The organism is Lactococcus lactis (assembly GCF_029023865.1).
GTDB lineage: Bacteria > Bacillota > Bacilli > Lactobacillales > Streptococcaceae > Lactococcus > Lactococcus lactis.
The window spans coordinates 1,348,358-1,365,778 of record NZ_CP118969.1 but is presented as its reverse complement, the minus strand read 5'-3'; the positions used below and the strand labels follow the sequence as shown (position 1 = coordinate 1,365,778).

The window sequence follows — 17,421 nt, the reverse complement described above, 5'->3', positions numbered from 1 at the left end:
ATGAAACCAAAATCTCCTAAAAACAAAACGCTTGATTGGCGGCTTAAAGATATTCCTAAAGCACAACTAGTATATTATCAAAAGACGATACTTTAGAAGAACTTGAAACCATCGTCAATCATTCCATTTGTGGCGAGTCGTTTGAGCTAATGAACCGTCTTCCTAAGCAATTTGTGGATTTAGCCATTGTGGACCCGCCCTATAATTTGGATAAAACTTATGAGGACAAGCCTTTCAAGAAGATGAGCGCTGCTGATTACCAAGCCTATACAGTGGCTTGGATTGAACGGCTAAAACCATTGCTCAAAGAAAATGCGACGATCTATGTTTTTGCGGACTGGAAAACAAGCTTAGAAATTGCACCCCTCCTTGCCCAATATTTCTTGATTCAAAACCGAATCACTTGGCAACGGGAGAAGGGACGAGGAAGCTTAATTAACTGGAAAAATGGCATGGAGGATGTTTGGTTTTTAACCAATACCAAGGACTATACCTTTAATCTAGCCAAAGTCAAAATGCGCCATAAGGTGCTCGCTCCCTATAAGGAAAACGGACAGCCTAAAGATTGGCAAGAAACCCTAGAGGGGAAATTCAGAGATACCATGCCCTCTAACTTTTGGTCGGATATTTCAGTCCCGTATTGGTCAATGCCAGAAAATACGGCACACCCTACCCAAAAGCCTGAAAAATTACTGGCAAAGTTAATTCTGGCTAGTTCTAATCGGGGCGATCTTGTCTTTGATCCATTCTCTGGGTCAGGGTCAAGCCTTGTCGTTGCCAAAAAGTTAGGGCGACGCTACGTCGGGATTGAACAAAGTTTGCGTTATACGGCTTGGGGCGAAGTGAGGTTGAAGCGGGCAGAGCGAGATTCTACCATTCAAGGTTATGCGGCAGGTGTTTTCTGGGAAAGAAATACTTGGCTAGAGCAGAAAAAGAGTGCGAAAAACGAGAAAGGGGGTAAAGATGGTTGAAATTCAAACGCATGAAAAACGGAAACAACTTTTAGACCAAGCGCAATCGGCGAATATCTTTCAAGTTGCCCAGCAACTGGGCTTAAAAGCGCTTGGTTCGAATATGTATGAGTGGGAGGGGCATCAAAGTATCTGGCTCAACCCCAGAAAGAATCGCTTTAATTGGTTCGCAGAAAATTTGTGGGGCGGACCTATTGATTTAGTCAGCTTGGTTCTTTTTAATGCCCGAACTTTTGAAGAGCGTCGGGCGCACTTCAAAGAAGCAGTAGCTTACCTGACGCAGACGGGCTGGCAAACGTTTGATGCTCAAAAAGTTCCAAAAGCACAACCTTTTCATTACTACTTGAGAGACCAAGCCAAAAATCAACTTGCGGAGAAGTACCTCGGTGAAGAACGGGGACTGTCCCAAGCAACGATTCAGTTTTTTGAAGAAAAGGGCTTGATTGCTCAATCTCAGTGGCGTAATACCTTAGAAGATGGTCGTCATTTTTATGAACCGATTGTGGTCTTTAAACATTTTGATAAGCCCAACCACATGGTAGGAGCCAGCGTACAAGGCATTCAGGCGTATCCCGAATTACACAAGGATCACGCTAGTGGACATTTGAAACGGGTCTTGAAAAATTCAGGATCTTATGGAGGCATGGTGCTTGATATTGGTCAGTCTGAGCGACTGATTGTTTTTGAAGCCCCGATTGACTTAATGAGTTATTATGAACTTCATCAGTCAGAACTCAAAAACGTCAAACTGCTTTCAAGTGACGGTTATAAACCCCAAGTAATTTCCCATTATATTGCGGAGATTTATGGTCGTGAGGAGCTGACACTTGATGAAAAGGAGAAGTTTTTAGAGACCTTTGACCGCTTGGCGGGGAATATTGAGGGTTTACCTGAGCAGCTGATTACCTTTGCCTACGACCATGATGAAGCGGGGAAAACCTTTGTGAAACGGTTTAATGACCAGTACCCTAATGCTCCAAAATATGCACGGACAGATTTCCCGCCACTTCATGACGGACAAGCAAAAAATGATTGGAATGATGAACTTAAAAGACAGAAAGGATGGATAACGATGAAAAATGAATCCAGTGAAAAGTCAAAAAAAAGGGAGAGCTTTCTAAAGCTACCCGAAGCGGCACAAGCTTATCTCGTGCAGAAAGCTCGTGTGGACGAGGAGAAAAAGACACCGAATCAAACGACGGCTGCTCAGCACCTCCGTGAGTTACAATGGAATTTCAAAAAGGAGGATCAAGCTCGCTTAGATGGCCTTTATGAGCAGTTAATTGATAAGGACTTTTCTCCGCTCGACCTGCTTGCTTTAGAGCAAACGCAGGACGAAGTGGTTCAAACGCTCCTTAAAGAAACCCAGCAATTTGACGATGAAATGACAAATCTCTTTACACAAACCCCACCCGTCCCTCAACCTCAAAATGAAGCGACAACAAATCCAGTCGTTGAGCAGCCGCAACCATCACAAACCACTTCACCTGTTGAAGCAAGGAAGTCTCCAAAAAAGGTAGAAACGATTAAGGAGGTTCCTAGCGAGGTCAAAAGTCCCCTTACGAAAGAAGAGCTAGAAGCTCTACTCTCGGCGCATTTTTCAAAAATTGAGGGACTGGTCAATCAATTTAAAAAGGATGTCTTGGAAAATAAGACTATGTCCAACGAGGAAACTCAAACAGAAGTCAAAGGGCTTTTAACACAGATTCATGAGCACTTATTGGAGCTTGTGGATCAAGTAAAAGTTGCAATTCTCAATAAAAGAAATCAAATGGGAACGGCGCTCCAAGCCACAAGAATTTCTGTGACCAATACCCTGAAATCACCTTTTTTGAAATTGAGTCAAGAACTCCAAGCCATAAGTCAAAACTTAACGCAGCGTTTTGCATTGGAGGAGATGCCAAAGCCCCCTGAAAAAGTCAAAAGTAGAAAAGCATTGGCTGAGGAACTGTCAGAGAAAGCAAAAATGATTGAGGACTTGAAAGTCAAACTGGCGACGCAAGGTCAAAAACAGACAGAAGCTGAAAAGCCAAAGACGGCTAAAAAACGCTCAAAATCTAAAAAGAACTTTGACACGCGACTCCAACAGGCTAAAGAAGCGGAACAAGAAAAAATAAAAGCCGTTGCCGCTCAAGGAAATCTACCCGTCGCTAAAGGAATTTCAGTCTAAAAAAGAAAAAATCACGTTTTTAAGGAGTAAATTAGGCTCATTTATCACGTTTTCGAGGTGTATAAATAGTGATTTTTCACGTTTTCTCAAGTTTATTTTGCGAATAGTTCACGTTTTTGGAGGTTTACAAGCAAGAAAGTTCCCTTTTAAAAAATCTTTTTGTAAAAAATTGGACTTTCTGATAAAATAGATGAAGAAAATGCCTGAAAAAGAATGGATTAATCGTGCTAGAAAAAGAACAAAATGTTAAGGGCGCAAAAGCAAGAACGTGGTGGAATGAGTTGCCTTTAGAGCAACAGAAGAAAATCCTATCAAGTGCTTGGTGCCCATCGTGCTATGGGCATGTGGATATGGACTTCCGTGATGTAAAGTTAAATGAAAAAGGCTTGATGATTGAGGGAATTTGTACTCAATGCCAAAGCAAGCTGACGGTTTTCGGTCAAGAATAGTAAAGATGAAGTAAAGCAGCGAAAGCACCTGATAAAAAAATCAGGTGCTTTTGTTTTGCTCAAAAATGAAATGAGGAATGAATGGAAAATGAACAAATAAACACATTAGTTTGGAACTATTATGAGCACTATCAAAGTGTGATTGCCTTGATAGAGGGCGCTTTTGACCCGTTTGGTTATGATGAGGCAATCAGTGAAGGGCTTACGGTAGAGGAACTTTTGGAGGATGAAAACTACGAAAACTTGGACCCAGAAGTGTACATAGCTTTAACAAGGGCTTCTGAAAATATGGTTACGCAAGGTCTAAGTAGTGACTATAAGGTGTACAGCGAACAAATCAAAATTTTGTCAATGAACAACGACTTCACGTATGTTCTTGTCAATTCTGATCGCCAAGTTGTGAGAATGTCAGACTCATTGGTGAAATTGGTAGAGGCTCCCGAATTCTTAGAGGAAGTAAAAAGGACCGACTCAGAATTTGCGCAAGAACGGGTAAAGGGACTTTTAGCCATTGTAAAAGAAGCCTTGTCTGAAACGCAAACGTTTATTGAAGATGAATGGGAAGTGGGACATGAACCGTATCATTATGTTGCGTCCGCAGAAGCATTGTTATTAGAAAATAGTTTGGAGGAGGATAAAAAATATTATGCCGTATATGATATCCAATCCAATGATTTTAGGACATTGGGCATTTTTGAAGCACCTGAAAAAGCTATGGAGGCAGGGGCGGATTATTTTGTGAATGTGCTTGACCCAGAAAACTATACGGAAATGGGAGGAGAAGCTCACTTTCATCATTCCACACCCCAAGAAGATGGAGAGCTGCTTGGTTTCACAGCAGTAGAAATCAGTGCTAAAGAAGCAACGTGGCTCAATCAAGCCAGTCAAACCCAGTCTTCTATCTACTATCACGACAGCCATATTGGACGAGGCGATACTTATAAGAAATTCCCTATCTTTTCTCTCAATCGACCCGACATTTATGGTCGTGATTTAAGAACAGGGGAAAAAGTTGTCTCCGTTTCCACTCAGTATGATTCCACTTCGTCTGTCTTGGCGAGGGAATTTCTAGTTCTCGCCTTAGATTATTTACGACATAACGGGGAGTTGTCTGTCGAGGAACGTCAAGAAGCTGAACGTCTAGGGACGCCCGTTACACCACGGACGGACCAAGAACTTCATTTGATTTTACAAAATGATTGGTTTGACGACTTGTACGATGTCTTTGACGATGAATTGAGTTATTTTAATACTGTAAATGATACAGAACTGACTAAGCTGGACATTGAAAATGAGATTTCAAACTATTTAGCGGAGCACCCTTTTCATTTAGATTTACCTACCCTTTACTCATTAGCCCAAAAGGGTGGAAACATGAGTTTTGTTGCACTAGATAATAGTGCGGTAAATGGGAATATGGTTTACACCGATGAGGTAAAAGTAAAAATAATCTATGATAAATTGGTTGATGAACTCGAATTGAGGAATGAATTAGAAAAACTTGAGATATTAAACATTCCCCAATTTCAGAAAATCTTGCTTACGACTCAAAAAGAAAAGCAAGAAGCACAACAAGTAGAAACAATGCTTACCCACCTTAGCATGATTAAAGAAATAAAAAATTTGAAAACATTGGCTTCTGGAAAAAATGAAGTGTTATCAGTTGGTGGTGGGCTGCTTGATAAAGATTTGTTGCTTCAGATTGTGAGAGACTATCAAAAAAAGTATCCTGAAATCGTGGAACTTGAGGATGATACTGCAAAATCAGGCTTTTCAAAAGTCAATGCTCATCAAAGTTCAGATTTTATTCTTTCTAATTTCAACCGACCTCAATCAGTCCTCTATGTAGGCGATAGTTCTGAAGCGCTGCTTAATGTTATTCAAAAAAATATTCCTGGGGTTATTCCTGAAATCAGACAAGAATGGTCGCAACGTCTTCATGAAATCTTTGACTTTGATCAAGAACAATTAAATCAAGTGCAAGATTGGATGATGGATCACCTTAAATTTACGGAACACTTTGAGGAGTCTGTGGATGTACCGATTGAGTTTGAGGGAGGCGTAAGCAGAGGGCTATTAGAAGATGAAGCATTGCGCTCCCCGATTGAAGAAACGACGAATCACTGGGTAGAATATCAGAATAAGGAAAAAGAAATTGCTTATGACGCCTTTGAAATCATGGCTTTAGAGGATCATCAGCTCACCTTTGAAGGGATTCAAGAAATTCTGGAGGCCGTTGGTTTAACCATTGATGAGGTTGTTCAAAAAATAAGTACAGAAAAGAAAATGGCAATGTTCCAACAGGAGATTTTTAAAGGAAACTAAGAAAATGAAACGCTGAGTTATGTTCAAAAGCTTGTTGATTCAACAGTTCATGCGATAGGAATCATTGAGAGGGTTAACATCAATGATTTAGATTATTGGCAAGAGAACGTCTTCAGTCAATTTAATCTGTCAGCCCTGACAGAAAAGGAGCCTGTAGCTCTGTCGCTTAATCTCATTCATCAAATCTATAAAACAACTCAGTATATTAACGAAATGAAAAACGATGATTCTGAACGACAGGATTATATGAACGATTATGAGAATGAGCAAGGGAGCTATGATTTATTAGTTCAGGAATGGAACGTGCGTGGGGTGAATGTCCCACTAAGAGCTGCTGCTTTTGATGCCAACGAGACAGAAGTGAGCGAACCTTTAACTCACTACTTTGAGGAGCTGTTATCTGATTATTTAGTCAAAGGGGGAATCAACCTCAAAAGTAAACTTCAAGAAGAGCGCCCTGTGGCCAAAAAAGAAAGTCAGTCCTCCCCCCATTTATAGTGATCCATTTCCGAGAATAATTAACAATAAAGGGGGGATTTTGTTAATTGAAAATGGCTAGAAATGTTGCTATGACAGCAATGTTTGAGAAGCAACGTTTGCAACCGTGAAAATTGACTGAAGCAGTATAATGGGGAGGACAAGAAAGGAAAAGTAGCTATAATTCCTTTCTAGGAAATCTTATCAATCCTTACTATTTACACTTTTACGGAGAATCAACGATTGATATAAACGCTTGGAAAAGTTCTCCATTTTGTCCCCCTGTCACTCGGCGTAAAAGCTGAATTTGTCAAAGAAAGAGAGCTGTTTAGAACTCGTTAGTGGAAAAATCATCCGATTGACTTATGGAAAGTGATTTGATATAATATAAGAGAAGTAAGGGAGACCTTACAGAAGTGGTTAGGCACTGTAACCTGAAATTACTGTCCGTATTTAGACGGAACAACGTGGCGGGCACGATAACGAAACCCGAAATTACTGTCCGTATTTAGACGGAACAACGTGGCAGGCACGATAACTAAACCTAACATTGGGCTCTGCTCCTTATCGAGCAGGGCTTTTTTTGAGGAGAAAGTTGATGAGTTTTAGGAAAATGAACCGTACAGAGGAGCGATCCTTTGAGCGACAACTGAGTTTTATTTACGAGATTGCGGAGTACGTTGCCAAGCATTTTATCGGAAAGAAAATCTTTGTCGTCACTGAGCATGAAACCTTACAGCTCAATTTTAAGCGGGGAAATTTGCCACATTTGCTTGGCATTAAGTATGTCGGTAGTCAGCAACAATTTTGGCAAAATATTAAAACTCATAGTTTGAATCCGAGGTCAGTAGAAATTCAAGATTACACCTTTGAGAAACTTCAAGCCATGCACGGTTTTCAAGATTTATTTGAGGGAGAAGCAATGTTAACAGATAAGCTTGAACTATGTCATATTGTGATAGATAAGGCCTTGAAAACGAAAAAGATGGTGCTTGCGATAGGTTTAGATAAAGACGAAAGTAGGCAATTTTATTTTCCGCGGACTGCCATCAATTTGAAAAATTATCGGAATGATTTATCTAAGGGGAGAATTGTTTTAGAAGTTTATACGATTAATCGAGAAACAGGAAATAAAGCAATTCTGAAACAAAGAGAAGATTAAAGCTCTGTAGGCAGGAAATACCTGTTTTAATAAAATAAAGGCAACTAGTCCCCCTAAGAAAACTCAATACAGTACTTGCTTTGACAAGTAGGGGAAGCAGCCCAATAAAAAACATAGAAAAAGGCATCCGAGTGGTGTCTTTTTTGGTATTTACAAGTAAGCGGTTAGTGGTCGTAAAGATCACTCGCCGTTTTTTTATGCCTTCATGGTAGCTTTTTTGTTGGCGTGGAGGTTTGATAAAAGAAAATCATTGATATAAGCAGGATAAAATGGGGAAAGTCTTGCTTATTTTAGAAAGCACATCACAAATTTGTGGTGTGCTTTTTTCGTTCCCCGAAAAATAGTAGGAGGAATTACCGCATGGAAAAAGATACAATAAAAAATTATTCACCCACTCAATTCATAAAGCATTTTATGATTGCACCACCCATTGAAGTTTTAGACTTTGTTGCGTTCAATAGTCACCATTTTGAAGAACCGAGCATCCGTACCATTATTGAGAGCTATCCACAAAGATCCTTTCAAATGGAAAATCAGGATTCTGTTAACGTTAGCGATAAAGACTTGTTAAATCAAATGTGCGAGGTAGCTCATTTATCAAGTTCTACCTTTCAAGCTTCTCCTGATGATATGATTGAGGAGGGGCAAAAAGCCATGAACTCTTTTTTGAGTCCCAATTTTTCAAGCCTCCAACAATTTACAGCAACTGAAAAGGAAATTGCCACAAAGGTTGCGCTTTATAACCTTTATGCGCATTACGGACTTTACGAAGCTCATTCAGCCCTAAAGATTGAATTAGAAGATGACCTCATGCGAGAATTTATCAACATTCCAAATAGGGAAAGAATTTTTCATGTGCTCAATCTCGCCAATAGCTTTACACGAGGCTTTGAGCAACAACTTCTTAAACATCAAAGAGCTTTAGCGGCTAAAGCCCCGAAAGTTACAGCCCTTGACATTTCAAGGCAGTTTCCTGAGGAACAGATTGAGCGAGTCGAGCAGGAAAGTTTGAAAATCTATCAAGAATCAAGACTTGACCTCCCTAATCGGGCTTATTTTGAAGTGCTATATCAAGTCAAACAGGACCTGCTTCATGATGCCAAATTGTCTGCTTCCGCACGAGTAAATACCCTTGAAGATTTCCGATTTACTTTTGTGGGGGCTGTCAATGAAATACTGGTTGCGCATTACTCAGAAAATCAAGTCCTCTATGGGGCTCTGCTTGAAAAAGATGCCGCCAAGTCATGGCTTGCGGATCTCTTTTTGCAGGACATCTATCGAGAATTTTCAGAAATAAAGGAAAGGTCCAACGAAAAAGAAACTTTTCCAGAGCAAGAGAGCTCCCAACCTAACACGGCGCTCACGGATTCAACCGAAGCGGATCAGAAGGTCCTACATGAAAGCCAGTCAGAGGAAACTTTTCAAGAAAAAGAAAAGGGCTCCACTTCGTCTTTGGAAACTCAGAGTGAACCTCTAATCACCCAAAAACAACTGGTCTCTAGCTCAGAAATGTACCATCGAGAGATGATAGCGGCCTATAAAAGGCTCTATGATTCTTATATGCACCAACAAGACCTCAAAGCACAGGGACATAATGTGTCGGGGGCTTATGATACTTATGCGATTGAAACCACCCAAGGAGCGGTTCAGTTTTATTACACCTATCTAGGACGAACGCTTAGAACCAATGATGATTGTCGGGTTATTTTTGGTGTTTCTACGGAACAGGGGGATTTTCAAACGGATTCGATGAGTACCCCGATTCGCTCCCGTGTCTTTGACGTTTTTGAAAAGGGACTTACCTCACTTCAACTAGATGAAGCACCCGAAAAAGTCGAGCATTCTGATGAAACGGCGCTCCAAGAACTCCACGATGCTTTTATTCAAGACTGGACAGCTTATCGTCAAGCTGTGGCAAATTTTGAGGCTTGGAAAAGCGAATATTCCGAAGCAGAATTGACAGACTATCAAGACTTTGACAGCTTTCAAATCGCCAAAGGGAAAGCTCAATATTATGAGGAAGTGCTGAGTGACCTCATTTATCGAGATTATCCAGAGGGCGGGCGAGAGGTTGAACTCTTTCCCGCCTCAAGGGAGCTTTCCCGCACGCAAAAAGAAGCAATTGAGGCGCTTGTCGCTGCGGTCTATCCACACTTTGATTCCTCAACACTTCACGGAAATTTTCATCAATGGAAAAAGGAGTCTCAAAGCTCACTTGATTCTGTTCAAGCCCTCTTTGAGCAACTTAAAACCGATGATGTGGCCTATTTATTCTATGTGTCTAATGTCGCAACCCTTGCCCCACAGGAACAGTACCACGAAAAGAGCCCGATTGAAAAACTTTTTTTGGACCATGTTTCAGAGCTGCGGAGCTTGACTGATGAAAAACTCAAAGCCGTGTGGCAGTCAGAAAAAGACAAAACGCCCAATGCTTATTATGACCTCTGGCAGGAAGTTAGAAAAAATATTCGTCCAGCCCTAGAATGGGCAGGTTACCGCGAACTTTTAATTTCCGCACTCCAAGTGAACCAAATGCTAGAGGGCACGCGTTTTGCAAAAGAAGATCTCTCTTGGCAAAGGCAATATGCCGCAGCGCGTAATTTCTTGTTTCAATTTTTGCCTGATAAATCCAAAAGCGCTGATTCAGAAAATATCGAAGATGAAAAACCCTCCGAAAAAGCGTTAGAAGTTCTTCATGAAGAAACGCTACGCCAAGAAATAACCCAACAACACAGTCATCGTAAATTTCGGATTTATGAATTTTTTGAAGAAGCATCTCGTGCGACTGACCGCGTGAAATTTATAAAAAATGAGTATGGGTTAAGTGGACATAGTGGGTTTGGAGACAGTCCTTATTTTGTCAATTATGACGGAAAAGGAGTAGAATTTGTACAATTTAATTCTCAGGAACATTCGGACCGTTTTCGACTCACTTGGGCTCAATTTAATGCAACGCTGGCAAAACTGATAAAAGAGGAAGCTTTTTTGACTTCTTCTGAAAAATTGGAATATCAAGAGTGGTTTGCTTTAAGGCATACGCTTGATAAGACGGAGCCAATTAAAAATTCGGGAGAGAAAGAAAAAACAGGACTTCGTCCAAGAGAAGTTTTAGCACAGGTCAAAACAGCCCTCCTTCCAGAAGAAGAGTTTGTGATTTTGAAAGAAGGTGAAAATCTAACCCTTGTTAAAACCAGCTTTGATGGGCTTTTGAATGAGGTGGTAATTGAAGCTGATTCGGAGCATTACGAGGTCTCAGATTTAGCGGATCAAATCACTGGGATTGTTCATTTTAAGGAACAATTTGAAGCATTGCTCGGCCAAATCCAGTCTGTCAATCCCAAAGAATTACCAGAAGAAAAAACTGCTGGGGAAGCAGAACAAGCAGAACGTTTTTTTGCGACGCCGTTGCCTGATTTGTGGTTTCAGATTGATAGCAGTTATGCCACTTTAGAAGTTCGCTTCTTTAATAACGCTCATGAGCGCTTAGGACAAACCTTTCTCAAAGGAACAGGTGCCCTTGATTCAGAACGACAGGCTGCGATAACGCACTATAGCCACTCTAGTGAAGCCCTTTTTGAAGCTTTAGACTTAAAAAACTTGCGGACATTTATTCAAAATAGCCGTGGCGGGTCGCTCAGTGAATTTGTACTGGACAGAACAGGGATTCATTCTTGGCAAGACCTTTATGACCAGCTGATTACTTCTCAACAAGTTTCGATTGAAAATAATCCAGGCTTTTTATCTACGGCTACGCAAGAGCAGCCGAAAAGTGAAATTTCTCTCTTTGACTTCATAGACGAGCCGAAAACTAAGGAAACTGAAAAAAGTGGCCAGTCGGTTCAAGGCGATTCCTCCCCAGAAAGTCGCAGTCCATTGCCTCCGCAAAATGCCCTTGAAAGGCTGAAAACGGCTTATCTCGGAGAATTAGCTGACCTGAAAGACTTGCGAACGCGCCAAGTAGGCGGAACACTTTTTCTTATTCATAAAGAGCGCACAGATTTTTACGAGTATTATGCCACTTCTTTGTTACAACAAGACAATGAAGTCCGTCAAGAGGCTCATGTATTTGAGTGGATTAACGAAGACGATAAGCAACCGATTCGGGAAGCGGTTGAGGCAGCCTATCATGAATTTGGCGATTTGGCTTTAATCTTTGGGGCTTGGCAAGAGGAATTTGAGCAAGGCTATTTAGCCGAACTGATGCCTATGTCAAAAGAAATGGTTCTGGACGAGAACCAGCTTGAAACCGAAACTGAGCCGATACAAGTTCCACCGCTCTTAGATTATCATTTTCCTGAGACGGGGTTTGTTTATCCAAAGTCTATCCGTGAAAAGATTGAATCCAATCTTGCGGCGATTCGATTGGTCAAAGCGCTTGAATCGGAACACCGCATGGCGATGGTAGAAGAACAAGCGGTTTTAGCCAAATATGTGGGCTGGGGAAATGGCGAGATTGTCAATACGCTTTTTGATGAGGAGAATCCGCGCTATGAAGATTACCGTGAAGAACTCAAGGAACTCCTCTCAGAGGAAGAATATAAGGCCGCTCGTGCGTCTAGCTTGACGGCTTTTTATACGTCTCCTGAAATTATTCAAGCCATTTACCAAGGCCTTTCTGACTTAGGCTTTGAGAATGGACGAATTTTGGAGCCTTCCATGGGAACGGGGAATTTCTTTCACGGGATGCCTGAGTCTATGAAGTCGTCTTCTGACCTCTTTGGGGTTGAAATTGACCCGCTGACCGCAAGCATTGCTAAGCAGCTCCAACAGACCGTCAATATCCAAGCTAAAGGCTTTGAAGCCACGCACTTTGCGGAGAATGCGATGGATTTGGTGGTTACCAACGTGCCTTTTTCGGATCGAATTCATTTGACACACCCAAGCTATGATCGTCCCTATGTGATCCATGATTATTTTATCAAGCGCGCACTTGATTTAGTCCATGAGGGCGGTTTAGTGGCCGTCATTACCTCCACGGGGACAATGGATAAGCGCGATTCCCGTTTTCGCACCGAGTTATCCAAAAAGGCGCGGCTGCTCAAAGCGATTCGCTTGCCTGACCGTGCTTTTGCGCAAATTGCGGGGACGGAGACGCCTTCAGACATTTTGATTTTCCAAAAGGACAGTCATCTGGTGGATTTTGAAGCAATCCCTGAATGGATTGAAACCACTTCTAAAACAGACGATAAAGGCAACCAAATTTTCTATAATCGCTATTTTGAAGCACACCCTGAACAAGTTTTAGGAGACCTCACCATTAAAACGTTTAATGGGGGCAGACTAGCGGTCAAAGCGAATTTTTCAGATGAGAAATTGCCCGAAAAACTCCAAGCTGCTTTTAGGTTTGAAGAAGGGGAACAGTATGTCAAATCTGACACCCCTGCTGCCCTTTATGAAATCGAGGAAGCATCCGTCCTTGACCTACCAGAGGAAGTAACTTCTGAGATTGAACCGTACACGCTGATGGTTTTTAATCGAAAACCTTATTATCATAATGGTGAAGCCATTACCCTTTTTCAAAAGTCGTCGAGTGTTACCCTCAACGTTCATGAAACCCGCAAAAATCAGTTGACCCGTTATGCTAGGAATAAAGCACAAATCTACGATGAAACACCTAATTTCCAATTCAAACAGCTCAAAGTTGATGTGATTGAGGGAGAGATTTACTCTGATGATGGGGCTTTTGAGGTTTTGGGATTAAGCGATGCAGAACGAGCAACCTTAGTGCAGGAGGGGACGCTTAATCAAGGGGAGGCTCAGTATGAGTTGGGACAAACCAATGCGCAGTGGTTCTTGACCCAAAAAGTCAAAGAAAGTACAACCTATACTTATCATGTCAACTATTCCGCTAAGGAAGTGCAAGCGATGAGTGCCATGATTGAACTTAGAAAAACGCTCCAAGCACTGCTTGCGATTCAACATGAAGAAGATTATGACGTGGCTGCTTATGAGGAATTACGTCAGTCTTTGAATACGCAATATGACAGCTTTGTCAAAAAGTACGGCCATGTTAGTAGTCGAGCCAATTCGCTGCTCATGCGGCAAGATGACTACTATCAACTGCTGGCCTCAATTGAGGTGGATGTCGAGGACGAAAAAACCAAGCGCTTAATGAAAGTCAAAGGAACGGTCTTTTTTGAGCCTACCATTCAATCCCAACCAAAGAAAATCGAAGTCAAAACGGCTGAAGATGCCCTCCTTGCCTCGCTTAATCATAAAGGAAGACTTGATTTTGACTATATGGCAGCCGTCTATTCACAAAGTAAGGCAGACATCATTAAAGAGCTTGGCTACAAGCTTTTTTATGTTGGCGAGGGACGTTATGCCACACGAGAAGATTATCTCTCAGGAGATGTTAAAACGAAGCTCGCCGAGGCCAAAACGAAACAAGAGTTTGGCGTTGAAGACCGCGATTGGAGTGCGAACATTGTCGCACTTGAAGCTGTCATTCCTACAGATATTACCATTAGTGAACTCAATTATAAGTTTGGGACGCGCTTTATTCCGATGGCCTTGTATGCGGCTTTTTTGGAAAATGCATTAGGTCAAAAGCCTGACAGAGTGACGATTGAATACGACAAGCTCACAGATAGCTATGCGGTTCATGTTGCCAATCAAGGGACAGACGCCAATGAGCACCAATACGGCGTGGGAAGATATGATGGTGAGCAGCTGGCGCAAAGTTTGCTTAATCAACGCCCGCTAGAAATTAAAAAATTGGATCCCAATAATCCGCCACAAGCTAAGCCCAAGTATATTGTGGACGAAGTCGCGACAGCGGAATTACAAGCGAAAGGCGAACAGTTTGAGGCGGCTTTCAAGGAATGGGTGCTTAAAAATCCAGATAGGCAAGAAGAGATTGTCTCGATTTATAACGAAAAGATGAATCGGGTGGTCCCTAAAAAGTATGACGGCAGTCACTTAACTGTTCAAGGGCTTGCCAAACAATTTACCCTGCGTCCGCACCAGAAAAATGCCATGATGCGTATTATTCAAGAGCAACGGGCAGGCCTGTTTCATGAAGTCGGGTCAGGAAAAACCTTGACCATGCTGGCGGCCAATCTTAAACTCAAAGAGTTAGGGGTGATTCAAAAGCCGCTTTTTGTGATTCCAAAACCCTTGATTGACCAATTCGGTCGTGAAATTTATCGGTATTTTCCTGAAAGTAAGGTCTTAATTGCCCACTCGGAAGACTTTTCCAAAGATAATCGCAAGCGGTTCATTAGTCGTATTGCGACAGGTAACTATGATTTTATCGTGGTGGCCGATTCTCAGTTTGGCAAGATTGGGATGTCTATAGCCTATCAAGAACGCTATATTGAAGACGAGATTGACAAGGCAGAGCGTCAAATGCGCCTCGCTAAACTGAGCGGCCAGCGCCATACTGTCAAAAAGGTTGAACAGTATCGAAAAAGTTGCCAAGAACGGCTCGAAAAACTGCAAAAACGGGACATTGATACCTTTATTGATTTCGAGGAATTGGGAATTGATATGCTCAACGTGGACGAGGCGCAAGGATATAAAAATTTAGCCCCAGAAACGCAACTGGGACAAGTCAAAGGGATTTCGGATGCACGGAGCCAGAAAGCCATGGACATGGATCAGAAGACCCAATATCTTCACGCTCAGTACGATAATAAACGCGTACTCTTTTCAACAGGAACGCCGATTTCTAACTCTGTGGTGGAACTTTATACTATGATGAAATACCTTGCGCCTGACGTGCTCCAGCAATACGACGTCTGGAGCTTTGACAGTTGGGTTTCAACTTTTGGGATCATTGAAGATGTCTTTGAGTTGAATGTCGCAGGCAATTATAAAACCAAGCGGCGCTTTACCAAGTTTGGGAATATGCCAGAACTGCGGAATATGTTTCTGGAAGTCGCGGATATTCAGACCTCAGAAGACCTTGATTTACCCGTCCCTAAAGCTAAAACTGTGGTTCATGAGTCCCACACCACTCCTGAGCAAGTCAAGTATATTGAGGGCTTGGTGGCTAGAGCGGAAGCGATTGAAGCTCGTCTTGTCAAGCCGTTTGAGGATAACATGCTCAAAATTTTGGGTGAAAATAAAAAGCTCACGATGGATATGCGGATGCTGGATAGCCACCGCTACACGGAGGAGGATTCTGAGAAAATCACTCAGGTTGTGGACAGCATCTATGAAATTTGGGCAGCTACGAAAGAGGAACGCTCGACCCAGATGATTTTTTCGGATACGGGGGTGCCACTGAAGTACAGGAATAACGCCTCTTACAATCTTGACCGCTCTGTCAATTCCTTTTCAGCGTATGACGAAATCAAGCATCTGCTTGTCTTACGAGGCGTTCCAGAGGAAGAAATTCGCTTTATTCACGAAGCGACTGACGCGACGAAAGAGCAGATGATGCGAGATATGCGCACAGGGAAAATTCGAATCTTAATGGCCAGCACGAGTAAAGGAGGGACAGGACTTAACGTTCAAGATAAACTTCTTGCCGTCCACCACTTAGATGTGCCGTGGAAACCAAGTGACAGCACCCAGCGAAATGGTCGGATTATCCGTCAAGGCAATGAAAATGACGAAGTTCAAATTCATATCTATATTACCAAAGGGTCAATGGATTCTTTCATGTGGCAAACTCAGGAAAATAAGAAAAGAGTAGTGGATCAGTTGATGCGTGGGAAATCTAATGTTCGTGAGATTGATGAAATGGACAATGAATTTGGCCCGTCAGTCTATAAGGCGATTGCGACCGATGACCCTGTCAAAGCGGAGTATATGCAATTAGAAATGCAAGTTGAAAATTTGGAGCAGGCTCGAAATCGTTACTATGAGAGTAAAGTGTCTGAAAGTAAACGTGTTGAGCGGGAGCAAGCCAAACTTCCTGTTTTAGAGGAACGTGCGGTGCTTGTAAAGCAAGATGTGTCCGAATTAGAACAGTCGAAAGACGCTCCTTTTGAGATGACCTTATTTTATGAGGGGAAAGAAAAACGTTTCGGAAGTGACGATAAAAAAGCTGCCGCCGAACTTTTTCATCAGCTTATCACGCAACACGTAACCGAAACGCCGCAGCAAGCTAAGCTTGCGGTCTTTCGAGGGTTCGAAATTTATCACATCAGTCATGGCTTGACCCCAGAGGGGCAGCTCTTTGAAAGTGAAAATGAAACTTTTCTCTTTCGAGGACAGACCGATTATCATGTGCAGTTGAGCATCACCAGTATGTTGGGGACGCTCGTTAAAATCAATAACAAGTTAGACAAACTCTTCTGGGATTTAGACAAAACCACTCAGGAAATTGAACGGATTAAAGCCGCCATTGAGCGCCTTGAAGCCGAACGCTCGCTGCCTTTTCCACGCGAAGAAGAGTTTAACAAGAAGACCGCACGCCTGAAAGAATTGAAAGCTCAGCTTGACCATACCGAAAATGAGACGGTTGAGGCAGAGCATTTTCTTGCGCTGAACGGCATAGAACAAACGGTGACAGGAGAAATTCAAGGCATCGACTTAGAAGAATTGGACTACTTTGAATCTGGCTTTCTGGAAAACTTTGACCTGACTGCCCTCTCTGATGAGGAGCTGTCAGCTTTAACTTTTAACTTGGTACGCCAATATCAGGACAGTCTTAAAAGTCTTGATGAAGCCCTCAGTCCAGCAGAACGAGATGAATTGGTGCTTGATTTTCACGAAGAGGAAGAAGCTTACGCGCAACTATGTGAAACATGGACAGCACGCGGGATTGCTTTTCCTGCTCACTTACAAAGCTTGAAACAAGACAAACTGAGTTTGATTCAAACGCAACTCTATGCTCACTTGCAAGACCATACCGATTTAGCAAGAGAGTTGACGCAAGAGTTGCCGCCTGAAAAACAACTTTCGCTGGGCTAA

General features: G+C 42.2%; 6 protein-coding genes and 1 pseudogene. All 7 read left to right on the top strand.

The genetic code is table 11. From position 1 onward, the window contains the following. The 7 genes and pseudogenes from PYW37_RS06805 (at position 1) to PYW37_RS06775 (ending at position 17,421) form a co-directional block, all read left to right on the top strand. Positions 1–971: pseudogene (locus tag PYW37_RS06805) on the top strand (DNA-methyltransferase). After that, positions 964–3,141: a toprim domain-containing protein gene (locus tag PYW37_RS06800; RefSeq protein ID WP_025016789.1), complete on the top strand. Its 2,178-nt coding sequence runs from the start codon at positions 964–966 to the stop codon at positions 3,139–3,141. The pseudogene PYW37_RS06805 and the gene PYW37_RS06800 overlap by 8 nt, the downstream one beginning before the upstream one ends. A gap of 224 nt (positions 3,142–3,365) precedes the next feature. Then, positions 3,366–3,590 (top strand): hypothetical protein, encoded by a 225-nt coding sequence (locus PYW37_RS06795; RefSeq protein WP_025016788.1) that lies wholly within the window; start codon positions 3,366–3,368, stop codon positions 3,588–3,590. Positions 3,591–3,671: 81 nt separating this feature from the next. Continuing rightward, a complete protein-coding gene (locus tag PYW37_RS06790; protein ID WP_025016787.1) occupies positions 3,672–5,915 on the top strand; it encodes a hypothetical protein in 2,244 nt (747 codons plus the stop codon). A 213-nt stretch (positions 5,916–6,128) separates the two neighbouring features. Continuing rightward, positions 6,129–6,413, top strand: coding sequence for a hypothetical protein (locus PYW37_RS06785; protein ID WP_074453811.1), 285 nt, complete (start codon positions 6,129–6,131; stop codon positions 6,411–6,413). Between the two features lie 577 nt (positions 6,414–6,990). Then, complete coding sequence (locus tag PYW37_RS06780) at positions 6,991–7,554, top strand: PBECR4 domain-containing protein (protein ID WP_025016785.1); 564 nt, start codon at positions 6,991–6,993, stop codon at positions 7,552–7,554. A 360-nt stretch (positions 7,555–7,914) separates the two neighbouring features. Beyond that, positions 7,915–17,421: a helicase-related protein gene (locus tag PYW37_RS06775; protein WP_025016784.1), complete on the top strand. Its 9,507-nt coding sequence runs from the start codon at positions 7,915–7,917 to the stop codon at positions 17,419–17,421.